A 23739-nucleotide genomic window follows, 5' to 3' on the forward strand; every position below is an offset into this window, starting at 1 on the left:
GGGAACCGCTGCCCTGGCGGGAGACGGAGGAAGAACGCATGCCGACGCTGGACTGGATCGGGAAGAAGGCGGTTGTGAACCATCACCGCGAAGTGCCTTACCGCCTGATCCATTGCGACAGCGCCCTGTCGGCGGGCGACGCCGAGGCCGGGAACCTGCTGGTGCAGGGGGATAACCTTGAGGCGTTGCGGGCGCTGCTGCCCTATTACGCGGGCAAGGTGAAGTGCATCTACATCGACCCGCCTTACAACACTGGAAACGAAGGCTGGGTCTACAACGACAACGTCAATTCCCCGGAAATGCGGGATTGGCTGGGCAAGGTCGTGGGGAAAGAGGCTGAGGACCTGTCGCGCCACGACAAATGGCTGTGCATGATGTATCCCCGGCTGCGGCTGTTGAGGGAGTTTCTGCGGGAAGATGGTGTGATCTTTGTCAGTATTGATGACAATGAGCTTCACCATCTAATTTGTGTGATGAACGACATTTTTGGGAAGAACCAGTTTATATCCTGTATAGCTTGGCAGAAGATATTTGGGCGCAACAATACAGCTAAGTTCGTTTCGGATACCCATGAGCATGTGGTTGTTTTTGCCAGAAACACACAACGATTGGTGCTCAATCTCTTAGGTCGAACTGATGCGGAAGATAGTCGATATAGAAACCCGGATAGCGATCCGCGTGGCCCCTGGACGGCAAGCGACCTTTCGGCCAGAAACCCTTATAGTCTTGGGGTCTATGCGCTTGAAACACCATCTGGCCGGAAGATCGACGGCCCACCCGCCGGCAGATATTGGACGATCTCTAAAGAAAACTTCGAACGGCTTCACCGAGAGAACCGCATTTGGTGGGGTGCGGACGGCTCAAACTTTCCACGACTGAAACGTTTTCTTAGCGAGGTGACGCAAGGTGTGATCCCAAGTTCGCTTTGGCTTCACTCGGAGGTAGGCCACAATCAAGAAGCGAAGCAGGAATTGGGGGCTATTTTCTCGGATGCTACACGAGACACAATTTTCGCAACGCCAAAGCCGGTGCGCTTACTTACTCGCATACTCTCGATTGCGACTGGTCCAAGCGATCTGATCCTTGACAGCTTTGCCGGTTCCGGTACCACCGGCCATGCCGTGCTGGACCTGAACAAGCAGGACGGCGGCAACCGCCGCTTCATCCTGTGCGAAATGGACCCCGGCATTGCCAAGGACGTGACCGCCGAACGCCTGCGCCGGGTGATCGGAGGCTATGACAAGGGCGGCGACAAGGCAAAGGCGGTGGAAGGCCTGGGCGGCGGCTTCCGCTTCTGCCGCCTTGGCACCCCCCTGTTCGACGAATACGGCGACGTGGCGCAGGACGTGACCTTTCCCGACCTTGCCGCCCATATCTTCTTTTCCGAAACCGGCGTTCCCATCCCGGCGCGGGCGCAATCGGAACTCTTGGGCGTGCATCAGGGCCGCGCGGTCTACCTCCTGTTTGATGCCGCCCACCCCGGAACTCCGCGTGAGGCGGCGGGGAACGTCCTGACCCCCGACCGCCTGTCGCGCCTGCCCGATCCGCCCGAGGGCCTCGAAGGCCTGCGCGTGATCTATGCCGAGGGCTGCACCGTCAGCCCCGACCGGCTGAAAGCTCATGGCGCGATCTTCAAGCAGATACCCTATCAGGTGGAGGGCGTCTGATGGCGGCGGTCAATTTCGAACTGCGCGGCTATCAGACCGCCGCGCTGAATGCTCTGCGCAGCTACCTGCGCCGCGTGATCCGGTATGGCGACGAGGCGAACCCGGCTCAGGCGGCGTTTCAGGTGCAAACGAACGCGCCCTACGTCCCCGCGCCCGAGGTTGGGCCGGGGGTGCCCTATGTCTGCATCCGCATTCCCACGGGCGGCGGAAAGACCATCCTGGGGGCCTATTCCGTTGGTGTGGCCGCCCGAGAATACCTGCAAGCCGACAATCCGATGGTCCTGTGGCTGGTGCCGTCAACCGCAATCCTTGACCAGACGCTTGCCGCGTTGCGCAACGAGGATCACCCCTACCGCGCGGCGCTTGCCGCCAACTTTGGCCGCAACCTTTCCGTCCTGACCGTGGCCGAGGCGCTTGCCCTGAGCCGCGCCGATGCCACGGGCGGGGCATGCATCATCGTGGGCACGATCCAGGCCTTCCGCCGCGACGACACATCCGGCCTGAACGTCTACAAGCACAACGGCGGGCTGATGGACCATTTCAGCGGTCTGGACCCGTCACAGGTTGCGCGGCTGGACAAAATAGAGGGGACGGAGACGCCTGCCTGCACCTTGGCGAACCTTCTGCGCCTGCACCGCCCGATGGTGATCGTGGACGAGGCGCACAATGCCCGCACCGACTTGTCGTTCAAGACGCTGGCGGGGTTCGACCCATCCCTGATCCTTGAACTGACCGCGACCCCTCAACTGGCATCGAACCCGGCGAAGGGCGAGTATCCTTCAAACGTGTTGTTCCATGTCTCTGCCGCCGAGTTGAAGGCCGAGGACATGATCAAGCTGCCGATCCGGCTGAACACCGACCGGGACTGGCTGCAAGTGATGGGGCAAGCCCGCGACTGCCGCGCCATGCTGGAGGAAGCCGCCCAGGCTGAACGCGCCGCAACCGGCGAGTACATCCGCCCGATCATCCTGTTTCAGGCGCAGTCGAAATCGGCGGCAGACCCGGATCGGCTGACCATCGAAAAGGTCTATGGAGCGCTGCGCGAGGCAGGCGTGCCGGAAGATCAGATCGCCCGGCACGGCGGCGGCTTCAACGAGTTGGACGGGATCACCGACATTGCGTCCGAGGATTGCCCGGTGCGCTATGTCATCACCATCCAGAAACTGCGGGAAGGCTGGGACTGCCCGTTTGCCTATGTGCTGTGTTCGGTCGCTGCGCTGACCTCTGCCACGGCGGTCGAGCAAATCCTTGGCCGCGTGCTGCGCATGCCAAAGGCGCGGCGCAAGGGCCAGGACGTGCTGAACCGCGCCTATGCCTTCGTGACCTCCGACAACTTTCAAGAGACGGCGGAGAAGTTGAAGGATGGCCTCGTGGAAGGTGCGGGGTTCAACCGGCTGGAAGTGAAGGAGTTGGTCAAGCAGTTCGAATTGGCCGACATCGCCAGCACGCAGGCGACCTTTACCTACAAGTCGGAAGCCCTGCCGGAAGACGCGACTGCCGCCCCGGAAGTGGTGGAGCGTGTCCTAGCAAAGCTGCCCTCAAAGTTGCAGGCCCGCGTGTCCTTCGCGGCTGACTCCCGGACGTTTACTGTTGCCGGGGCTCTGTCGTCGCAGGACCGCACGGTCATGCAGCTGGTCTTCGCGCCCGTGCGCGGGGCCGACCGTGTGATTGACCGGCTTTACCGCAAGTCGAATCGGATCATCGACAGCGAGTTGCCGACCGACCTGCCACCTTTCATCGTGCCGCGTCTGGCCATTCGGCATCAGGGTGTTCTGGAGCTGTTCAGCCAAGACCATTTCCTTGACCTGCCCTGGGACCTGTCCTCCTGCGACCCGACCCCCTTTGCCCAGCGCTTCGCCATTGATGCCAGCACGATCACGGGGCAGATCGACGTGTCCGACACAGGTGCCTTGCGGATCGACTACATCGGCCAGCTGCACGACCAATTGGCCATGGCAATCCAGGAAGCAGCATGGACATTGCCACGCCTCGTGAACTGGATTGACCGAGGGATTAAGCACGATGACGTGACAAAGCCCGCCGCCCGCATCTTCATCCATCGCGCGCTGGAAGCAGTGATGAGCCGCAAGGGCTATAACCTGGATCAGCTTGCTCGCTACAAGTATGAGGTTCGGCGGGTGATGGCAGAGGAAATTCAGAAGCACCGCGAGACCCGCGAGATCGGTGCGTTCGCAGCGCTGTTCCCGGCCAAGGCCGACCAATTCGTCACGAGCGCTGAGATTGAGCCGCTGTTGTTCGACGAAGCGAAATATGCACCGACGACGGTGTTCAACAACCACGGGGGGACGTTCAAGCGACACTACTTCGCCCAGATCGGAGACCTTAAAGACCGGGGTGAAGAATACGACTGCGCCCTCCACATCGACCGCCACCCGAAGACTGAATTTTGGGTCCGGAACCTTGTCCGCAAGCCAAACACTTTCTGGCTTCAGACTGCGCAGGACAAATTTTACCCCGATTTCGTGGTGCGTCTGAAAGACGGGCGGACTTTGGTGGTCGAATACAAGGGCAAGACCTTCGCGCAACTCGACAGTGAGAAAGACAAAAGGATCGTTGGGCAAACGTGGGCCGAAGCCAGCTGCGGGGCATGCCTGTTCGTGATGCCCGTTGCTAGGGATTTCGCAGCAATTGACCGTGAGATTGCAACCAACCCCAGCACTTAAAATTTGCCGACCACGTCGACTTTGAGGCCGCTTTGTGAGAGGTCCACAGCTTGGCCGGGCCGATTGTCGCTGCCCCGACTAAGACGCTCGACCAGTTGCGGGCGAAGGCCGCAGCGATGGCGCAGGGGTTTGGCAACTACAATCATGAAGGAATGGTCTTGGACGCCGTCCGGGCGCAGTCGCTGCCAAAGCTGTTGTTCTATTTATTGGTATGGTGTTGGACGCGGTTTGCCTCTGCCTGACAGTGGCGCGCAAGAGCTGCTTGCGGAATGGGTGCGTTCACGTATCGTCAACCCGATACGTTAGAGCGGTGGGCTTTTGATGGCGAGCAATCTATTGCAGGTGTCCTTTAGCGATGTGGTTTCACTCATCGCTCTGGCGGTGGCCGTTCTCGCCCTAGTTCAGTCGACTAGCTATCGTCGGCGTGACCACTTGCTCGACGTCACGAGAGAACGCGCTGAGTTGAATGCGATGATGGCGTCAATGTCCCATACATTAGGAGATCTTGGCGAAGCCATCAGGTTTGGTGGTCGTCCGTCCATCTCACTTTCTCGACATGAGCCGAAGCAAACCCTGGCGGAACTCTCCCTGCTATATCGGTCCCTCGACAGTCTGCAGGTCCGTCTGGCGGCAGTTCCCAGTTTAGACAGCCGTTTGGCGCGTCGTCAGGCGGAGGCCGCCTTGTCAGCCTTGATCAACTTTCGGTCCGAAGCCAACTCGATGGTCAGTGAAGTTGAAGCATTTCGGCAGAAGGTGGCAGCAGCCCACAAGTCGGGCGTCTACCTTCCGTGATCCGAATTTTGCGAGGCCATTGCTTGATCTGGCCTCAAGGGGAGGCGAAAGCAGCGTCTCCATTCCGCTAGGGAGGACGCTAGGGTTCGCATGTCTTGCCATTGAAAAACATTATATTTTTCATAGGTTTGCGTGCTAAATCCGCCTTCCTCACTGTCCGCCACCTTCTCTCGTGAAATAATTGCCTCGGCCGGGCTGCGATCGTATTTTCCGGTGTTTTATGGGGTTGTGCGGGAATGGCTAGGCACTGATCCCTGCGCCAAGATACCCTGAGGTGGTCTTTCTCCGGTCATACTCTCTGCCCCGGCGTTTCGACCTCTGCTTGAGGTGGCCCCAGGTTTCTAGACGCTTTTCTCCATTTGAGGCGAAGAGGCCAGCATCGGAACAAGCAATACCTGCGAGGCGTTCAATCGGGACGCGGCGCATCAGACCACGGTGTGTGGATATCCTGTTCGGGAGGTTTCCAGGCGCTTGGGCGTCAGCACTGACCTGCCACTGATCTTTCATCCAGCCACGACTGGAGACCGATGGTCCTTTACGTCGATTTGCGCGGGTTGAGCGATCGCCGGCGCGTGGAACTCTCATCGCGTGCGGCGGGGCGGGCGATGGCGGTGGTCAGGTGGGCGAAACCCGCCCGGGCTTGGTATCCGTGGGCCGAGTGAGGGCGTTCGGTGTTGGAGCCGGTAACCCAGGCTGGGATCAGATCACGGGCAGGGGCCAGGTTGCGAAACAGGGTCTCGCTCCGAAGTTCGTCCCGCATTCTGCCGTGGGAACTATCCACGAAGCCGTTCTGCACAGGTTTGCCCGAAGCGATGTAGGCCCTTCTACCTTGGCCTTGGTGCGCCAGTTCAGAATGGCGTTCAAGGTCAGTTCTGTTCCGTTGTCACGACCGATCAAGCCGGGATTGCCACGCCGTTCGATCCGCGCTGTCACCTCGCGGCAGGGCATTCCCTTGTGACATCCTGCACCACATGGAGCACCCGGAAGGGCCGCCCGCTGGCGAACGGGTCATGCACTCGGCCCATCGTCACACATCACTCTTCAAGAAAGCTCGCCATTCTGCACGGGAAAAACATTTCCGGCACATGGGAACCCGCCCGCCACAAAAGCGTTGTCACCTTTGATGATATGGGGCGCTTGGGGGGGCAAACGTGTCAGAGTCGGGCTGGCTGAGTCAGGATTTATCTCCCGACGATACTCTCAAGGCACTCTATGAGTTCACCGACGCGGTCTATCACGCGCGTACGGCCGATGAGATCTATGCCTCGGCACTGGATGCGATAACGCTGACCTTGCGTTGCGAGCGAGCGTCCATCCTGTTGTTTGATGGCGACGGTATCATGCAATTCGTCGCATGGAGAGGGCTCTCGGATCGCTATCGCGAACGGCTTGCCGGGCATACGCCTTGGACGCCGGCGGACGAGGATCCTCCGCCCATCTTTGTCCCGGACATCCGCGAGACCAACGAGCCGGACTGGATCAAGGACGAGATCAGCAGCGAAGGCATTGTAAGCTTGGGTTTCGTTCCCCTGACGCTTGAAGGTCGGGTGATCGGCAAGTTCATGACGTACTACGCGCAGCGGCAGGACTTTGAGTCGCGGTCCATATCGCTTGCGGTCACCATCGCCCGGCAACTTGGGTTCAGCATTGGCCGCGCCCGGGCCGAAGCGTCCCGCGAGGCCGCGCTGCTGGAGGTCCAGCGGTCGGAAGCCCGGTTCCGCCAGATGACGGAAGAGGCTCCGGTCATGATCTGGATGAGCAACCCGCAGGGGCATTGCGAGCAGCTGAACCGGCTTGCCCGCGACTTCTGGGGGGTTGCCGAGGACGGGCTTGACCAGTTCGACTGGGCCGGCACCATCCACCCCGAGGACAGCGCTTCTGTCCTTGCGCAGATGGGACAGGCGATCGCCGGAGCGCATCCGGTCAACGTGCGCGGTCGCTACCGCAACCGGGAAGGCGACTGGCGTCTGTTGCAGACCGAAGCGCGCCCCCGCTACAGCGCCGACGGCAGTTTTCTCGGCATGATCGGGGTGAATGTCGACATCACCGAACAGGAAACCATTTCCCGCCAGCGCGAGTTGATGCTGGCCGAGTTGAACCACCGTGTGAAGAACACGCTCGCGGTGGTTCAGGCCATCGCCCAACAGACTTTCAAGGCCGATCGTGACCTTGCAACCGTGGCGACATTTCTGGGTCGGCTGAGGGTGTTGGCAAGGGCGCATGACATCTTGTCGGGCGTGAGATGGGAAAGCACGCCCCTGCAGGACCTTGTGCGCGACGTGCTGGCCGGCGTTCCCTCCAGCCGTGGAACCATCATGATCGACGGCCCAGCGTTCCTTCTGCCGCCGAAGCAAGCCTTGGCCGTGGCACTTGCGCTGCATGAACTGCAGACCAACGCATTGAAATATGGTGCGCTTTCCGTCGAGGGCGGCACTGTGTCGCTTGCCTGGAAGCCGGATGCTGAAGGTCGTCTCGAAATCTTGTGGCAAGAGCGCGGCGGGCCACCCGTCGCCCAACCCGCACGACGCGGCTTTGGGACGCTGATGCTGGAACAGGGCCTGGTCACTGAACTGAACGGCGCGGCGAAGCTGGATTTCCAACCCGGTGGCCTGGTGTGCCGGATCGAAGCCGCATGTGAAGGAACACGCCTATGAGCCGCCTCGCCAACCGCCGAATTCTTGTCGTCGAGGACGAATTCCTGATCGCTGCAGCCCTTTGCGACATGCTGGAGGATGCCTCTGCCACGGTCGTGGGTCCAGCAACGAACGTGAGGGATGCAATGATCCTTTTGCAGGAACAGGAGGTTGACGCGGCAATCCTTGACGTCAACCTGAACGGCGCCTGGAGCGACCCGATTGCAGAGGAACTGCGGATGCGCCGGATTCCGTTCATCTTCACGACGGGCTATGGCGCTGACGAGCGTACCACCCGGTTCGAGGCGCGCGTGGTTGCCAAACCCTACACTTGGGAGGAGATCGACGACCAGCTGGCACTGGCGCTGCTGGATCGTTGTCAAAGCTGATCCACGGCCCGTGTCGTGCCGCGCCCTGGGATATGCCACCGCGAGGGGTCCATCGCAGGACTTCGGGCTGGGTGATCGGTTGACCGAGGGGCCCGGGCGGTGGCGGCAAAGGGGGCTAAAGCGTGCGGTCCAGGAGTGCGAACCAGTTGGCATGGGCAAGCTTTTCCAGCAGCGGCTTGTCATAGCCGTGGTCCGCCAGCGCCTGCACCAACCTTGAAAGGCCGGTCACATCGCCGATGACGTCGGGGGTCGTGCAGCCATCGAAGTCGGAGCCGAAGCCAAGGTGGTTTTCACCAAGCTTTTCCAGAAGATAGTCCACCTGGCGCAGGACCGGGTCCCAGCCGGTCTCGGCAAGTTGCCGGCCGTCCGGGCGAAGGAAGGAAACGGAGAAGTTCAGGCCCAACATGCCGCCCGTTTCGCGGATCATCGCCAGTTGCCGGTCGGTCAGGTTGCGCGACGAAGGGCACAGGGCGTGGGCGTTGGAATGGGTCGCGACAAGGGGGGCGGTGGAGAGGCGGGCGATGTCGTTGAACCCGGCCTCGTTCATGTGGCTGAGGTCGAGCATGATGCCAAGGCGGTTGCATTCGGCGACAAGGCGCTTGCCCGCGTCGGTCAGCCCGGGCCCGGTATCGGGGCTGGAGGGATAGGCAAAGGGGACCCCGTGGCCGAAGATCGTGGGGCGCGACCAGACCGGACCCAGCGACCTTAGGCCCATGGCATGGAAGAGGTGCAGCGCATCCAGGCTTTCGTCGATCGCCTCGGCCCCTTCCATGTGCATGATCGCGGCAATGACGCCGGCTGCAACTGCGGCCCGCACCTCTGCCGCCGTGCGACAGACCTTCAGCGCGCCGTTCGAGGCGCGTTCCATCCACAGCAGATGCCCCGCGGCCCGCACGGCAGGCTCGATCGCCTGGGCAAAGGGGATCGGGTCGGGCAGCGGCAGCGCATAGGGCGGGTTGGCCATCAGCGCGTGGTAATCGGGATCGTCATGCGCGACGGGCGAGGGCAGGTAGATCGCGAAGAACCCGCCGGCAAAGCCCGCCTCGCGCATCCGCGGCAGGTCAAGGTGGCCCTTGCCTTCGCCGGTCAGGAAGATCTCTTCGCGCCGCGCGGGGGCCTGCAGAAGGCGCAGGAGGATGTCGTTGTGGCCGTCGAAAACGGGGATCATCGGGCGGGCTCCGTCGGGCTGTCCAGCATCCGGTCCGCGCTCGCGTCAAAGAGGCTCCGGGCGTAGGGGGTGGTCATTCGGGCGGCGGCAAGGTCGTCGCGGGTCAGTTCCTCGACCTGCCTGCCATGCTGGAGGACCATGATCCGGTCGCACATGTGGTCGATCACGGCAAGGTCGTGGCTGACCATCAGGAAGGTCAGCCCAAGTTCGGCGCGCAGGCGGTTCAGAAGGTTCAGCACCTCGGCCTGGACCGAGGCATCCAGCGCGCTGGTCGGTTCGTCCAGAAGCAGGATCTTCGGCTTCAGCATCAGCGCCCGGGCAATGGCCACCCGCTGGCGCTGGCCGCCGGACAGCTGGTGTGGATAGCGGAAGCGGAAGGCGGGCGGCAGGCCCACATCGGTAAGGGCCTGCACGACGCGGGAGTCGCGGTCGCCAAGGCCATGGATCGCCAGCGGCTCGGCCAGGGTGCGGTCGATAGTGTGGCGGGGGTGCAGGCTGGCGTAAGGGTCCTGGAACACCATCTGCACCTGGGTCGAGAAGGCCCGCCCGCGCGGGGTGGGAACCGGCTGGCCCGCAATGCGGATCATGCCGCCGGATACCGGGGCCATGCCGCAGATCGCGCGCAGGATCGTCGACTTGCCCGATCCGCTTTCGCCCACAAGGCCATAGCTTTCCTGCGCGTCGATCGAGAGGCTGACATTCTCGACCGCGCGCACGTCGCGGCCCTTGGCGCGAAAGACCACGCTGAGGTTCTCGATCTCGATCAGGCTCATGCGCGGACCTTCGGGCAGGGGGGCGCTTTCTGCGCCGAAATCGCGTGGGGTTCTGCCATGGGTCCGGGCTGGAAGCCTTCCAGGCTTTGACGCTGGCGGGTCATGTCCGCCCCTCGGTCGCCCAGGCACCGGTCCGGTCCAGGCCCGGAAGCGGCCCGCGTGGCCCGCCGATCCGGGGCAGGCAGTTGAGAAGGCCCCGGGTATAGGGGTGCTGCGCCTGCAAGAGGTTCGCGGCGGCGATCTCTTCCACGACCAGGCCCTTGTGCATCACCAGCACCCGGTCGCAGAACCGCGCCACCAGCCGCAGGTCGTGGCTGATGAAGATCAGCCCCATGCCCCGGTCGCGGACCAGGCGGTCGAGGATCGACAGCACCTCGGCCTGGACAGTGACGTCCAGGGCGCTGGTCGGCTCGTCGGCGATCAGCAGGTCGGGCTCGGGGATCAGCATCATGGCGATCATCACCCGCTGGCCCATCCCGCCCGAAAGCTCGTGCGGGTAGGCTTCCATCACGCGGGCGGGGTCGCGGATCTGGACCGCTTCCAGTGCGGCCACGGCCTTGGCGGTGGCATCGGCCGCGCCCAGCCGGTCGCGCAGGCGCAGCCCTTCGGTCAGCTGGCGGCCCACGGTCATCACCGGGTTCAGCGAGTATTTCGGGTCCTGCATCACCATGCCGATCCGTTTGCCGCGCAGCGCCCGCATCTCGCGCTCGCTGGCGGCAAGGATGTCCTGGCCGTCGAAGGTCATCGCATCGGCCTGAACCCGGCCCGGCGGGCGGATCAGGCGCAGGACGGCGCGGCCGGTCATCGTCTTGCCCGAGCCGCTTTCGCCGACGATGCCCAGGCGTTCGTGCCCCAGGCTGAACGAGACGCCGCGCACTGCCTCGACCAGGCCGGTCTCGGTCGCGAAGGTGACGCGCAGGTTCTTCACGTCCAGAAGGCTCATCGGCTGGCGCTCCGGGGATCAAGGACGTCGCGCAGGCCGTCGCCCAAGAGGTTGAAGCCAAGCGAGACGAGGAAGATGGCAAGGCCCGGCATGGTGGCGACCCACCATTGTTCGAACAGGAACTTCCGGCCGGAGGAGATCATCAGCCCCCATTCGGGCGCGGGTGGCAGGACGCCAAGGCCAAGGAAGCCAAGGCCCGCAGCAATCAGGATGACACCCGCCATGTCCAGGGTCACGCGGATGATGACCGATGGCAGGCACATTGGCACCACATGCCCCGCGATGATCCGGGGCGCGCTGGCCCCTTGCAGGCGGATGGCGGCGATGTAGTCGGAGGATCGGACGGTCAAGGTCTCGGCCCTGGCGACACGGGCATAGGGCGGCCAGGCGGTCAGCGCGATGGCAAGGACGGCGTTCTCGATCCCCGGGCCGAGGACGGCGACAAGGGCGAGCGCCAGGATCAGCCGCGGGAAGGCGAGGAAGATGTCCGTCACCCGCATGAGGACGGCGTCGATCCAGCCGCCGAAGTAGCCCGCGACGGTGCCGATCAGAAGGCCAAGGACCGGCGCGGTCACGGCCACAAGCGCGATGATGTACAGCGTGATGCGCGAGCCGTAGATGATGCGCGACAGGATATCCCGCCCGAAATCGTCGGTGCCCAGCAGGTTGCCGGGCGTGCCGGGTGGGAGAAGCCGGCGCGAGAGGTCCTGCGTCAGGGGATTGTGCGGTGCCAGAAGCGGGGCGAAGATCGCGACGACCAGCAGGAGGCCGACGATGACAAGCCCAGCCATGGCAAGTCGGTTGCGCCGGATGCGCACCCAGGCCAGCCACAACTGCCCCAGCCGCGCCTGCCGCCGCGAGGTCGGGTTCGGGTCCGCAAGCCAGGCGCGCAGCGTGGTCATGTCCGCGCCCTCGGGTCGGCGAGGCGGTAAAGGATGTCCGAGACCATGTTGAGGGTGACGAACACCACGCCCACCACCACGGTCCCGCCCAGCACCGCCGGCATGTCATTGGCGAAAAGCGCGTCGGTGATATAGCTGCCAAGGCCCGGCCAGGCGAAGATCGTCTCGGTCAGGACCGACCCTTCGAGGAGGTAGGCATAGCTGAGCGCGATGACCGTGATCAGCGGGACCGACACGTTTTTCATCGCGTGGACCCAGATCACCCGCCACTCCGGCATCCCCTTCACGCGGGCGGTGGTGATGTATTCCTGGCCAAGCTCGTTCATCATGAAACTGCGGGTCATCCGGCTGATGTAGGCCATCGAGACATAGCCAAGGATGCCGGCCGGCAGGACGATATGGCTGATCGCGTTGGCGAACACGTCCCAGGCGCCGTTCAGCGCGCTGTCGACCAGGATCATCCCGGTATAGGAGGTCAGCGTGAACTGCATCATCATGTCATAGGTCGGGTCAAGACGGCCGGGGCCGGCGACCCAGTCAAGCTGGCCGTAAAACACCAGAAGCCCGATCAGGCCCAGCCAGAATACCGGCATCGAATAGCCCATGAGGCCGACGACGCGAACGATCTGGTCGGCAATGCTGCCGGGCCTGGTGGCGGCAAGGACGCCGGCGGGCACGCCGACAAGGGTGCCGAAGATCGTGCCAAGCGTTGCAAGCTCCAGCGTCGCGGGGAAGTAGCGCGCGATTTCGGAGGCGACGCTTTGCCCGCTGCGGATCGAGGTGCCAAGATCGCCCTGCACCGCGTCGCGGACATAGATCAGGAATTGCTGCCAGAGTGGCAGGTCAAGGCCCAGGCGCACCCGGATCGCGTCCATCTGCGCCTGCGTCGCGCGTTCCCCCACGATCGACAGGACCGGGTCGGTCGGCACGACGCGGGCGATGATGAAGGTGACAAGCAGCAGGCCCAGAAGGGTGATCGCAAGCGTCAGAAGGCCAAGGCCGACCTGGCCAAGCCCTTGGATCAGCGGGTTGCGCGGGGGTGACGGGATCGAGGTCATTCGAAATACCGGGCCGCCGCCGGGAAGGCGGCGGCCCGAACGCTTTACTTCGTCACAAGCCAGTAGGTGGCCGAGTCCGTCGCCCCGCCTGCGTAGAAGCCCGAGACATTCGCGCGCATCGCGTCCTGTCGGGCCTGCTGGAACATCATCACGAAGGCCGAGTTGTCGCGGTGCTTGCGCTGGATCTCCTCGTACATGGCGGTGCGGGCGGCGGTGTCTTTTTCGACCACGGCGGCCTCGGTCATGGCGTGAAGCTCACCCGGCTCCCATGCGGTGCGCCAGGCGAGGTAGCCGGTCGCGCCCGCTTCGTCGCTGTTGTCGGGGTTCATCGCGAAGGTCGAGGCGTTGGTGTGCGGATCGGGATAGTCCGGGCCCCAGGTCTGGATCGTGATGTCGTGCTGGCGGGCGCGATACTTCTCCAGCACCTGGGCGCCGTCACCGACGTCGAGCGTCAGGTTGATCCCGGCCTGGGCGAAGGTGTTCTGCAGCGAGGTGGCGATATCAAGCCGCTCCTGGTTGTTGCGGACAGTCAGGCCGACTTCCAGCGGCAGGGTCACGCCCGATTCCGCCAAAAGCGCCTTGGCCTTTTCGATGTCCAGGCTGTAGGGATTTTCGGTCAGCGCGCCAAGGAACCCTTCAGGCAGGAAGGCCTGGTGGACCACCCATTGCCCTTTCAGGATGCTGTCGGTCATCCCGGAATAGTCGACCGCCCAACGCATGGCTTCCTGCACCTTGGGGTTGGCGAGTTCCGCCTTCTTCTGGTTCAGGGCCAGATAGTAGAGCTGGCCGCCCACGTCGTTCTGGACGGTGACGTCAGGGTTGCCGGTCACGCCGTCGATATCGGTCGGCGTCATCTCGCGCGCGATGTCGATGTCGCCCTTTTCCAGCAGCAGCCGCTGGGTCGCGCCTTCGGGGACGTGCTGCATGAATACGTTCTTGATCTTCGCATCGCCGCGCCAGTGGCCGGTGCGGGCCTCAAGCACATAGCCTTCGTTCGGCTTGAACGAGCGCAGGACATAGGCACCCGTCCCGGCGCTGTTCTGCTTCAGCCAGGCATTGCCCATGTCGCCCTCGACCTCGTTCGCCATCACGGTCTTGATGTCGACGATGTTGGCCACGCCCGCGGTCAGGCAGTTGTAGACGAAGGAGGGGGCATAGGCCTTGTCCGTCTTCAGCGTCACGGTGTCACCGTCGAAGGTGATCATCTGATCGACGTTCTCGGGCGTCAGGCCGAACTGGGTCAGGATGAAGGCCGGCGTCTTGTTCAGCTTGACCACGCGGCGCAGGGACAGCGCCGCATCCTCGGCGGTGACGGGGTTGCCAGAGGAAAAGGTGATGCCGGACTTGACCTTGAAGGTGTAGGTCATGCCGTCCTCGGCGACGGCCCAGCTTTCCGCAAGGCCGGGAACAAGCTCTCCGGGTTTGGTCGGGTCAAGCTCTATCAGGGTGTCGTAGAGGTTGTTGTTAAGGTCGGTGCCCGAGAATTCGAAGGCCTCATGCGGGTCGATGGACACGATGTCGTCGATCGCGTCGGCAAGGACCAACGTGTCGGCCGGAGTCTCGGCCCACAAGGCCAATGGCGCGGTGCCGCCCAAGAGCGCAGCAATCGCCGCCGCACGGCTAAATCCATGCTTTATCTGCATTGTCCATCTCCCTTGATCGATTGATGAGGTCCCGACATCTGCCAGAGCCTGCTTCGATTGGATGAAAGCGGGCCTCAGGAGTCAATGGTTAACCGTCAGCATGCGCTGCGGTTTGGCGGTCCTGCGTATGGCTGGCCCCTTTCGTGAGACGCGCGAGGGTCAGAGCGGGATCGGCGGTTGTGGCAACGCACGGGGGCCGTCATGCGAGGACCATCCAGGCCGGTTTTCATCCGGGAAATGCGGAGTTGACCCGTTCGGCTGCAGCACCGTCTGCAAGAAAAAGCTCTAGCGCGCGGCGGGCATGTGGTTCGCAATCCTCGGAAATGGTCGCGGTCAGGATCAGGCGTTCAATCGGAATTTCGGTGCCGCCTTCGGCATGGCCGGGAATTGCGCGCCAGACCGTGGCCCTTTCCACCCAGACCAGCATCGGCACATGATGCGCGACGGTGTCGCGGTGCAGCTTGTCCGCCGGTGTGCCCGCAATGATCGCAGCGCGCTGCGCCGGGTCCGGCAGGTCGAAAACATTGGCCGGGTCCATCGGGCCGTTCTCGCGCAAGGCCATGTTGATGTCCCCCTCCAGGCTGAAGGTCTGGATCGACATTACCTTTGCGAGGCTTGGTGCCCACATACATGTCATCGGCCAGGTTCTCGGGCCGAGATGTGGGCTGCCACTGTGCGTCAACGAAGCCCTTGGTGTCGTGCAGCAAGGCCAGCCAGTAGTGCCGGGCATGAAGGAACTGCGCCGGGTCCGCGAAATAGTGCGGAAACGGGAAATCCGGCAGGTCGCGGAAGCGATGGAGGATCATCTGGAGTTCCCGTGGCTTTACGCCGGAGCCCCGGATCGCAGGAAATCCGAAAGCGCATCCCAGGCCAGGGGTTCGCACTCACGCGAGATTTCGGATTGCAGGAGGAGGTGCCGGGCAGGAACCAGAACGCCGCCTTCGGGATGGCCGGACTGCGGCAGGTAGATCTCGGAGCCTTCGACCTGGCTGGTGAAGGGCGTATAGATCAGCGCAGCGTCGCGTCGGGCTGCCTCGGGCGTCAGTCCGGCGATCTGTGTGGCGTCGGGCGTCCAGTCGAACTGATCCTGCGCCTCGGCCACCGCCTGCGGCGTCATCGGCGGGTTGTCGGCCAGAAGCTCGGCCGCGCAGCCGTCAAGGCTGTTGGTGTGCAGGGTCAAGAGCTTGGCCTGCCGCAGGTTCTGCAATCGCAGCATCAGGCCGGAGAGTTGGTCCGCCGTCACATCCACCGCCCGCAGGACGGGATGCCAATCCTCTTCGTGAAACTCGGGTATGGCGCGCAAGAGGGTCAGCCAATAGCGCTGCGCGCCGATGAAATGCTGGATATCGGTCGCATAGCCCGCAAACGGGAAAAACGGATCGTCCTTGAACGTCTCAACCAGCAGCATCAGCGCACCCCGAATGCACGGCCGGCGTGCACCTCCAGATCGACGCGCGGGGCGGCTGGGCCTGCGCGCAGGTTCGGCACGGCAAGGCCGGTCGCGGGATGGATGCCCCAGCCCATCCGGTGTCCCGCCAGAAACCCGGTCGGGGGGGCCGACTGGATGTGCTGGCTCATCTTGGAAAACGCCGGCCCGCGATGCCCGGCCGAGGTGAAGCTGATCGCCCGGGTGCGCGGCAGCAGATCCCCCGACAGTGCCACAAGCCCCTCGGGCCGCAAGGGCGGGATGCAGGACCGGTTCCAGGGCCAGGAAAGCTCGACCGGGACGGGATCATGTGGCGGGCGGTAGCCCTGGACCTGAAGCCGCCCGCGGTGCGGACCGTCGCAGCGGCGTTCCTCGGTTCGGGTGCCTTCCTGGGTGCCGGGGACGGCGGGGGCCTCGGTCTCGTCGGCAAAGAGGTTGCGGATGTTGTCCACTGCCTGTGAGCTGCCTGCGACCATCGCCTCGCCCAGCGACTGCGAGGCGCGCTGTCCGGCGGGCGTCATCAGCCAGAGCGCCCCGGCGACCAGGGCCGCGCCTCCGACGTAGACGGGTGCTGCTGCTTGTACGACCATGTCAGCCCTTTCCTTGCGGCGGCGCCGCTTGCAGCGCCGCGAAATAGCTTTCCCGCAGCATCGCGATCCGCTGCGACATCGGCACCAGGCGTTCGCGCAGCATCGGTCCCTTGGCCACCGTCGGCCAGGACTGCCCGAGCAGGAAGGCAACAAGCGCAAGCTGGAAGCAATCCTTTTCGATGTCGGCCATCTGTCCGCTGCCGAACTGGCGGATGAAGGACATGGCCCCGCGCGCATAGGGCTGTGCGTGATGGGCTTGGGCCGGATCGACCTTGGCGAAGCGTTCGGCCAGCCGGGTTTCGACGCGGCGCACGATCCGCCTGTCGGCCGCCGCGCGCAAGATCGCCTCATCCTCGGCGGTCAGGCTGGGATCGGCGATCCGCGCCTCGGGCGGGAGAGGGCCGTGCAGGCTGAAACCCTCCAGCCCCGCCGCGTCGCGGGTTGCCAGCAGGAAGGTCTTGACCAGTGGCGCGTCGCCCTGCGCCCCGAAAAAGCGCGCGGCGCGCTGGGGCAGGGTGGCGCAGCCGTCGAAATAGTCGCACAGGACCTGGCCATCCCAGAACCGGAACAGCGGGCGCGAGCCGTCGGCGCGGCGTAACCGGATGTAGTGCCGGAAATGCGCGATCAGCGTCGGGGCGTCGGCGTGGCTGCGCAGCAGGACCAGGCTGACGCGGCCCCAAAGGTGCTGCGGCGCTTTCGACGCGGTAAAGAGCAACCGGGTATACGGGTCGTCTGGACCCAGCCGGACCAGCCAGGGACCAGCGGCGGCGACATCCTCAAGCGCATCGGCATGGAACAGGCTGTGCCCTTCGGCCCCGGCCATCTGCAGGATCGCCTCAAGTGCGGGGACGCGGGCCCCGTCGATCAGGGCGTAACAGAAGGCGTCCCCCGCAAACAGCGCCGCGCGCAGCGGGTCTTGCAGCGGGGCCGGGGTGGCGGCCGGCGTGACCGGCAGGGTCGGATGGCGCGTGAACTGCACCGCGGATCACTCGTCCGTCGTCTGCTTCACGCATTCCTCGACCAGCGGCAGCGCGTCGTTGGCGGCACCCTGCAAGGTCGGCACCTGCGAACTGCCCGAGCCGCCCATCTTGACCATCCCCTTCAACTGGATCAGCGGCGCCTCAAGCGTGATTCCGGCGGCATCCAGGGTGATCTTGCCGGCGGGACCCTTGATGACGAACTTGCCGAAGGCCATCAGCGTGTGGGTGGCGGTGTTGGTGGTGATCGAGTTGGTTACATCCAGCGTGTACTTGCCCGAGACCGCCCCTTCGAAGTTGCGCCCGATCTGCAGCAGGTGGTCGGCGAAGATGTCCTGCTTGTGGATGTTGCCCACCACATGGACGTGGTCCTTGCCATAGGATTCCTGCTGGTTGCGGCCGACGTTGTAGACCACGTCGCGGGCGACGGCCTCGCGCTGGTCGCGGCCGACCGACATGGTTTCGTCCTGCCCCACGGTCTGGATGCGGTCGCGGCCGATGCCGTTGGTTTCGTCCCGCCCGATGGTCTTTGACCTGTCGTTCAGGATTTCGATCTGCTGGTTCTTCTGGCCGTGCATGTAGATCAGTTCGTTGTCCTTGTCGTCGTCGAAGGTCAACTCGTTGAAGCCCGAGCCCTTGTGCGTGTCGGTCTTGAATACCGACTTGGTCTTGCCCTCGGGCAGGGAATAGGGCGGGGAGTTGCGGCCGTTGTAGACGCAGCCGGTCACCAGCGGCTGATCGGGGTCGCCATCGAGGAATTCGACCACCACCTCCATGCCGATCCGGGGGATGATCATGCCACCCCAGCCGTTGCCGGACCAGTTCTGCGACACCCGGCAGCGCATGGACCAGGCGCCCTCCAGATCCCAGTGGAAGCGCAGAAGGATGCGGCCGTACTCGTCGCAGTCGATCTCTTCGCCCTTGGCGCCCACGACCACCGCCGTCTGCGGCCCGCGCACATCCGCGCGCGGGGTCTTGCGTTCGGGCACCATCGGCGCGGTGTCGGGCATCAGGACATAGCGCCCGCGATAGGCCATCTCTTCGCCCTGCTGCCCGCCCGAGCCATAGTTGTCGGACGTGTAGGAATGGGTTGCGACCAGGCAAAGATACGTGGCACCGGTGCCCGGAACCGGCTCGCCCGCCAGCGTCATCCGCGCCCCGGCCGAGAGCGACAGCACATCGCCTTCCGCCTCGAACCGGCAGTCCTGCCCGCGCTCGGACTGGCCGCGCAGGGCCGCCACGACCTTGCCCCGGTCCAGATCAAGGTAGTCGCCCGGCCAGTCGAAGCTTTCAATCCGCCCCTGCGGGTGGGCTGCATCGCCAATCCGGTCCACTTCCATCCGGGCGTGGGGTTTCTTGAAATTGTAATCGGTCAGCCGGATCGCGCCCGTGGTGATGCGCCGCGCCGGCTGCCAGGACCAGAAATGGCCGTCTTCGATCCAGTGGTGGCCTTCGTCGGGGTGGAATTCGCGGTCGCCGATGGTGGCATGTGCGGCGGCGGCGTCCGTCAGCACCATGTCATGCCCGCCGTCGTGGTGGCGGAAGTGGTAGGAGATGCCGTGCCGCTCCATCATCCGGCAGGCGAAATCCAGGTCGGATTCGCGAAACTGGACGGTGTATTCCAGCTTGGGGTAATCGGACTCGGTCTCGACGACCAGGCGGCCCGCATCGGCGTAGTCTGCCAGCAGCTCTTCCAGGATCTGGACTACGGTGCGGTTGTGAAAGATCCGTTGGTTGCGGCGCAGGCCAGCCAGCCAGAACCAGGGTTGTAGCCGCAGGCGATAGCGCAGCCCGTTCTCGCCCGCGCCCAGCCAGCGCGCCTCGGTCACGATCCCGTCGAACTGGCGCTTGGACTTGCGGTTGGACAGCGTCACGCTGGCCTGCGTTCCCAGCAGCTTGTCGAAATCCAGGTCCGCGCTGGTGGCCAGGCAGTCGACATCAAAGTCGAACAGCCCGTTCAGCCGTTCTTCCCCCTCGAACCGCATCAGCACCAGAACATCTGGCCCGAGAGCCGTCGTCAGACGACCCAAGCGGGCGGATTGGAAGAAGTGATCCGTCATGTCACCCCGCACAAACTCGTCTTTGACGCCGAGAGCTTACGCGACAATCCGCGCAAGCGATAGCCGAAGATGCGCAAGGACCAGCCGACAGGATTCGTACCGGCGGGCTATTTGGCGACCGCCGTGCCGGCACAGGCCGTGATCACCCCGCCCAGGGTCGTCTTGGCGCCCAGGAGGGCGACGGGCCGCCCGTCCAGCAGCACGTCCCCCGCGCCGTCGACGATCAGGCAGCCGCACAGACAAGGATCACCGATCCGCGCCACCGGCCGGCCGTCCAGAATGGCTGTTCCCCCAGCCGCAATGGCGTTCGGCCCGTGGGCCGGGCAGATATGGATGTCTCCGACACAGGCGACCTGGCGCATCATGCTTACAACGTCGTTACCCGGCGGCGGCCGGACGGTTCGGGGCCCATGCCGGTAGAGTTGGCCACCGACATATGCGCGTGCTTGCGGCGGATGTTCAGCTCGGTCGCGGGGTCGCTGGCGTGCGGGGCGTTCTTGAGCTGCGTGTAATAGGCCAGAAGATCCCCGCTGATACTGACGTTGATGCCGTCGATCGCATTGCCGAGTGGCAACAGCGGAACACCCTGGGCAAGCGCCTGATCATGCATGAGGCGCAGCGAGACGAACTGCAGCCCGTGCTGTGCCGACCAATTGAAGGCTTTCATCCAGGTCCCCTGGACCATCACCTCGCTCAGCCGATCCCCCTCGACCCGCGCGGATTCCCGGGATTGCACCGTGAAGGACCGCTGCCAGTTGCCAAGCTGCAGCCCCCATTTTTCGGCGATCGTGTCGAAGAACGCATCCTGGCTGCCAGCCGAGTAGGCGACAGTTCCGGTGTTGACCCCCGGCGCGTAGCCGCCGCCGATGTCCGAGTGGACCCCGACCATCTGGATGCGTTTGCCGCCTTGCGCCAGGGTCAGGGGGAAGTTCACGCGCAACTCGTCCTTGGCAGTGATATGCACGATATGGCGCGCGGTGCCATTCGTGTTGATGCGCACGTTTTCATCGGGCCAGTTGCCGGTGTTGCCGGCATTGCCGATGGACGAGACGGTGTCCCAAAGCCCCATGACCATGACCTGCGCGGTCTTGCCGGCAAAGACGATGGCCCCGTCCTTGATATGATTGGCAAAGTCGCGCGACACGCAGGCCCCGCGGGAAAAGCCGAAAGTGTCGAGCAGGACGAAGCACGGCTCCAAGCCTCTGGCCCGGGTGCGAATCTCCTGGCGTGCGGCGTCAAGCCCCTCACGCGTGCGCGATGCGACGCCCTCGGGCCCGGTGCCCCAGGCCAGCCCGCGCGGGATGCCCCATTGCTGGTTGCCACCGCCTTCCTCGATCCCGACGCCGCGAATGTAGCGCGATCCGAAGGATGCGCGGACGGAAGCGCCGTTATGTGTGGCGGTGACCGGGGCGCTGGTCTTGCGATACCGTCGCTCCAGCAGATCGACATTGCTGTGCCACGAATCGATATTGTCCGTGCCGACATGGGCCCGTGAGTTGCCGGTGCCGTCGAAGAACATGCCGACCCGGACCAGATCGCAGCCCGCCGTTGTGGAATCGGCTGACCGGGACCCGGCGGCGGCACCGGCGGCGGTACTTGTCTGCAAAGCCTCACCGGGCGTGGTCATTGGCCATCCTCCGCCGGACACCTGGGTGCGGGGGCGGCATTGCCGCTGAGCCAGTTGTCGCGGTTGAAAACGGCCTCGCCCACGGCGATCTCATCACCCATCGCCATACGCAGGTCTTTGTCTGCAGAAGGATCTTCCGCCGAGAGGGTCGCACAAAGCTCGGCGATGACGACATCCACATCCATTTCGGGCGTGATTTCGTCCATCCGGTTCAATCCGACCAGTCGCAATGCCTCAGGATGAGGCGTGGTGACGGTGACGTCGGCACCGGGGCCAATGACGATCCTGACCTCGGCATGGTCCGTGCGGTCGCCGAAGGTGGACAGGTCGCGGGCATCGATATCAAAGGCAAGCTGATAGTAGCGGTCCGCTGCGATATCGTACCACATCAGTTCCGCCGCCAGTGTGGCATCGTCAGAGGACGGATAGTCCGCACTGCGCGACTCGGTCCGTCCCTGCAAAGAGGAAACGAACAGCGGCAGGCCGTTCACGACGGCCCGCATGACCGCGAGAACCGAGCCATGCGGCTCGACCGCGATTGAGACCTGGCTGGGTCTGGTCTCGGCCTTGGACATCATCCCCCCGGTGGACAGCGCGCCCAGAACGGCAAGCGCAGCCAGGACGATACCGGCTTTTCCGACGATCTGACGCGGTAAAATCATTGACCTTCCTTTGGACTGCAGCGCGACGGAGAGGCTGCATTTGCGGCAAGCCAGTTGTCGCGGTTGAAGGTGGCCCTTTCAACCTCGGCCGCTTCGGCCACTGTCAGGTTCAGCCGTTTGTCGGCGGAAGGGTCATTTGTCGACGCGGTGGCGCAGAGTTCCGCAAGGACGATATCCACATCCATTTCCGGCGTGATCTCGTCCATCCGGTTCAATCCGACCAGCCGCAATGCTTCGGGATGGGGCGTGGTGACGGTGATATCGGCACCGGGTCCCATGACGATCCTGACCTCGGCATGGTCCGTACGGTCGCCAAAGGTGGACAGGTCGCGGGCATCCAGCTGAAACGCATGTTGGTAGTAGCGGTCGGAAGGAATGTCGTACCACATCAGCTCCACCGCCAGTGTGGCTTTGTCAGACCCCGGATAGCCAGGACTGCGCGACTCGGTCCTACCCCGAAGCGACCAGTCGAAGAGTGGCAGGCCCTTCACGCTTGCACTCATCACCGCGAGAGCCGAGCCATGCGGCTCGACCGCGATTGAGACCCGGCTGGGTCTGGTCTCGTCCTTGGCGAACACTCCCCCCGCAGCAATCAGACCCGCCGCCGCAATCCCGGCCAGCCAGATCCCAGCCAGCCAGATCCCGGCCCTCATGGCGTCGCCGCTTGGCGAGCGGCCTGCTCGGCGCGGCGGATTTCCTGGGCCTCCAGGAAGAACTCGATGTTCATTATGGCCTCGTAGGGCTGCTGCGCCGAGGCGATGATAGCGCGGATGGTGCCGTCCGCATAGGTTTCGATGAAGTCGGGGCCAAGCAGCACTTCCCACACCAGAAGCTTGGCGATGTGGTCGCGCTGCCAGAAGCCCACCTGAAAGTACCAGTCGCGCTTGATCCGCAGATTGTGGCGGATGACCGCTTCCGCCAGCGGGGTCTTGCCCTGCACATGCCGCAGGGTGATCTCGATCAGCTCCTCATACTGCTGGGCGCGCCGCACCTGGCGGATGGTCTGATGCACGGCCTCGGTCAGGATGGGGCGGTGGGGTGGGGGATGCGTGCCGGGAATCCGGGTGAGCCGCGCGTTCAGGTCGGTGTTCAGCAGCAGGACCTCGAACCCCGGATCGCTGGTCGGAAAGAACGGGCTGACGAACTGCACCATTTCGGGCCGGTTGCCCAAGGACATGGCGCGTGTGCTGACCGGGGCAGACCAGAAGCGGTAGAACAGCCATTTCCCCTCGGCGTCCTGGATCCGGGTGAACTTGCGGCAGTGGGTCCAAAGCGCCGCAAAATCGAGGCTGGACTTAAGGATGATGCCGGGTTGGAGGTCCCACAGCCCGCCGGGCCGGTCCGAGGTGCTGATCAGCATCCGGGTCAGGCGGTGGTCCAGCTCTAGCGCGACCAGCCAGGGGGCGACGTCGCCCGTCTCTTCGAACGCTTCGCCGGTGAAGAAGCAGCGGTGTTCCAGGTCCGCTGTCTCCAGCAGTTCGGGCAGGTGGGGACAGACCGCAGCGTCAAGGATCGCATAGGTCCGGCGCCGCGTCCCGTCCGCACGCTGGGGATCGAACAGGAGGGTCCGAAAGCCATCGGCAGTCGGCTGGATGTCCGCCGGCGCGGTCGTGCCGGACAATGGCAGGATGTCGTCGATGAAATCGACGGACAGCCAGCGATCTGGACCGGCTTCGCCTGCACTAAGCCCTAGAAACTCGGGTGCTAGATTCACCGCCACCTGCGACCATTCACAACCGCCCCAA

Annotated in this window: 21 protein-coding genes and 1 pseudogene; 5 read left to right on the forward strand and 17 right to left on the reverse strand. The window is 64.0% G+C overall.

Going from position 1 to position 23739, the window contains the following annotated elements; translation table 11 throughout:
- Nucleotides 1–38: 38 nt before the first annotated feature.
- From CXR42_RS00660 to CXR42_RS00675, 3 genes are all read left to right on the forward strand, one after another.
- Complete coding sequence (locus CXR42_RS00660; protein ID WP_103255595.1) at nt 39–1667, forward strand: site-specific DNA-methyltransferase; 1629 nt, start codon at nt 39–41, stop codon at nt 1665–1667.
- On the forward strand, nt 1667–4351 hold the full coding sequence (locus CXR42_RS00665; protein ID WP_103255596.1) for a DEAD/DEAH box helicase: 2685 nt from the start codon (nt 1667–1669) through the stop codon (nt 4349–4351). The genes CXR42_RS00660 and CXR42_RS00665 overlap by 1 nt, the downstream gene beginning before the upstream one ends.
- 321 nt (nt 4352–4672) lie before the next feature.
- Complete coding sequence (locus tag CXR42_RS00675) at nt 4673–5143, forward strand: hypothetical protein (RefSeq protein WP_103255598.1); 471 nt, start codon at nt 4673–4675, stop codon at nt 5141–5143.
- A gap of 503 nt (nt 5144–5646) precedes the next feature.
- Here CXR42_RS00675 and CXR42_RS19680 read toward each other — a convergent pair.
- Nucleotides 5647–6159: pseudogene (locus CXR42_RS19680) on the reverse strand (integrase core domain-containing protein); the annotation flags it as partial.
- Nucleotides 6160–6294: 135 nt separating this feature from the next.
- On the opposite strand from CXR42_RS19680, the gene CXR42_RS00685 reads away from it, so the two are divergent.
- Both CXR42_RS00685 and CXR42_RS00690 read left to right on the forward strand, forming a co-directional pair.
- Entirely contained in the window at nt 6295–7797 is a 1503-nt protein-coding gene (locus CXR42_RS00685; RefSeq protein ID WP_103255600.1) for a sensor histidine kinase, read from the forward strand.
- Nucleotides 7794–8165 (forward strand): response regulator, encoded by a 372-nt coding sequence (locus tag CXR42_RS00690; RefSeq protein WP_103255601.1) that lies wholly within the window; start codon nt 7794–7796, stop codon nt 8163–8165. The genes CXR42_RS00685 and CXR42_RS00690 overlap by 4 nt, the downstream gene beginning before the upstream one ends.
- A gap of 115 nt (nt 8166–8280) precedes the next feature.
- On the opposite strand, the gene CXR42_RS00695 is transcribed toward CXR42_RS00690, so the two are convergent.
- From CXR42_RS00695 to CXR42_RS00770, 16 genes are all read right to left on the reverse strand, one after another.
- Nucleotides 8281–9333, reverse strand: a complete 1053-nt coding sequence (locus CXR42_RS00695) for a dipeptidase (protein WP_103255602.1) — start codon at nt 9331–9333, stop codon at nt 8281–8283.
- Nucleotides 9330–10106 carry an ABC transporter ATP-binding protein gene (locus tag CXR42_RS00700; protein ID WP_103255603.1) on the reverse strand — a complete coding sequence of 259 codons (777 nt, stop codon included), beginning with the start codon at nt 10104–10106 and terminating at the stop codon, nt 9330–9332. The genes CXR42_RS00695 and CXR42_RS00700 overlap by 4 nt, the downstream gene beginning before the upstream one ends.
- 100 nt (nt 10107–10206) lie before the next feature.
- Nucleotides 10207–11049, reverse strand: coding sequence for an ABC transporter ATP-binding protein (locus CXR42_RS00705; RefSeq protein WP_103255604.1), 843 nt, complete (start codon nt 11047–11049; stop codon nt 10207–10209).
- Nucleotides 11046–11951 carry an ABC transporter permease gene (locus CXR42_RS00710; RefSeq protein ID WP_103255605.1) on the reverse strand — a complete coding sequence of 302 codons (906 nt, stop codon included), beginning with the start codon at nt 11949–11951 and terminating at the stop codon, nt 11046–11048. The genes CXR42_RS00705 and CXR42_RS00710 overlap by 4 nt, the downstream gene beginning before the upstream one ends.
- Nucleotides 11948–13009, reverse strand: coding sequence for an ABC transporter permease (locus tag CXR42_RS00715; protein WP_103255606.1), 1062 nt, complete (start codon nt 13007–13009; stop codon nt 11948–11950). The genes CXR42_RS00710 and CXR42_RS00715 overlap by 4 nt, the downstream gene beginning before the upstream one ends.
- A 44-nt stretch (nt 13010–13053) precedes the next feature.
- Nucleotides 13054–14652 (reverse strand): ABC transporter substrate-binding protein, encoded by a 1599-nt coding sequence (locus CXR42_RS00720; protein WP_103255607.1) that lies wholly within the window; start codon nt 14650–14652, stop codon nt 13054–13056.
- Between the two features lie 226 nt (nt 14653–14878).
- Nucleotides 14879–15253: a hypothetical protein gene (locus CXR42_RS00725; RefSeq protein WP_103255608.1), complete on the reverse strand. Its 375-nt coding sequence runs from the start codon at nt 15251–15253 to the stop codon at nt 14879–14881.
- 222 nt (nt 15254–15475) lie between these two features.
- The gene (locus CXR42_RS00730; RefSeq protein WP_103255609.1) at nt 15476–16060 is read right to left on the reverse strand and encodes a hypothetical protein; all 585 of its coding nucleotides are present in this window, start codon (nt 16058–16060) and stop codon (nt 15476–15478) included.
- Entirely contained in the window at nt 16060–16668 is a 609-nt protein-coding gene (locus CXR42_RS00735; RefSeq protein ID WP_103255610.1) for a hypothetical protein, read from the reverse strand. The genes CXR42_RS00730 and CXR42_RS00735 overlap by 1 nt, the downstream gene beginning before the upstream one ends.
- A 1-nt stretch (nt 16669) precedes the next feature.
- Nucleotides 16670–17647, reverse strand: a complete 978-nt coding sequence (locus CXR42_RS00740; protein WP_103255611.1) for a DUF4123 domain-containing protein — start codon at nt 17645–17647, stop codon at nt 16670–16672.
- Nucleotides 17648–17653: 6 nt separating this feature from the next.
- Nucleotides 17654–19705, reverse strand: a complete 2052-nt coding sequence (locus CXR42_RS00745) for a type VI secretion system Vgr family protein (protein ID WP_103255612.1) — start codon at nt 19703–19705, stop codon at nt 17654–17656.
- A gap of 107 nt (nt 19706–19812) precedes the next feature.
- Nucleotides 19813–20070 (reverse strand): PAAR domain-containing protein, encoded by a 258-nt coding sequence (locus CXR42_RS00750; protein WP_103255613.1) that lies wholly within the window; start codon nt 20068–20070, stop codon nt 19813–19815.
- A gap of 2 nt (nt 20071–20072) precedes the next feature.
- Entirely contained in the window at nt 20073–21332 is a 1260-nt protein-coding gene (locus CXR42_RS00755; protein WP_103255614.1) for a phospholipase effector Tle1 domain-containing protein, read from the reverse strand.
- On the reverse strand, nt 21329–21994 hold the full coding sequence (locus CXR42_RS00760; RefSeq protein ID WP_103255615.1) for a hypothetical protein: 666 nt from the start codon (nt 21992–21994) through the stop codon (nt 21329–21331). Before CXR42_RS00760 ends, CXR42_RS00755 begins: the two co-directional genes overlap by 4 nt.
- Complete coding sequence (locus CXR42_RS00765; protein WP_103255616.1) at nt 21991–22647, reverse strand: hypothetical protein; 657 nt, start codon at nt 22645–22647, stop codon at nt 21991–21993. The genes CXR42_RS00760 and CXR42_RS00765 overlap by 4 nt, the downstream gene beginning before the upstream one ends.
- A complete protein-coding gene (locus tag CXR42_RS00770) occupies nt 22644–23708 on the reverse strand; it encodes a DUF4123 domain-containing protein (RefSeq protein WP_180995943.1) in 1065 nt (354 codons plus the stop codon). Before CXR42_RS00770 ends, CXR42_RS00765 begins: the two co-directional genes overlap by 4 nt.
- Nucleotides 23709–23739: the final 31 nt, after the last annotated feature.

Origin of the sequence: Tabrizicola aquatica (assembly GCF_002900975.1) — a bacterium.
Lineage (GTDB): Bacteria > Pseudomonadota > Alphaproteobacteria > Rhodobacterales > Rhodobacteraceae > Tabrizicola > Tabrizicola aquatica.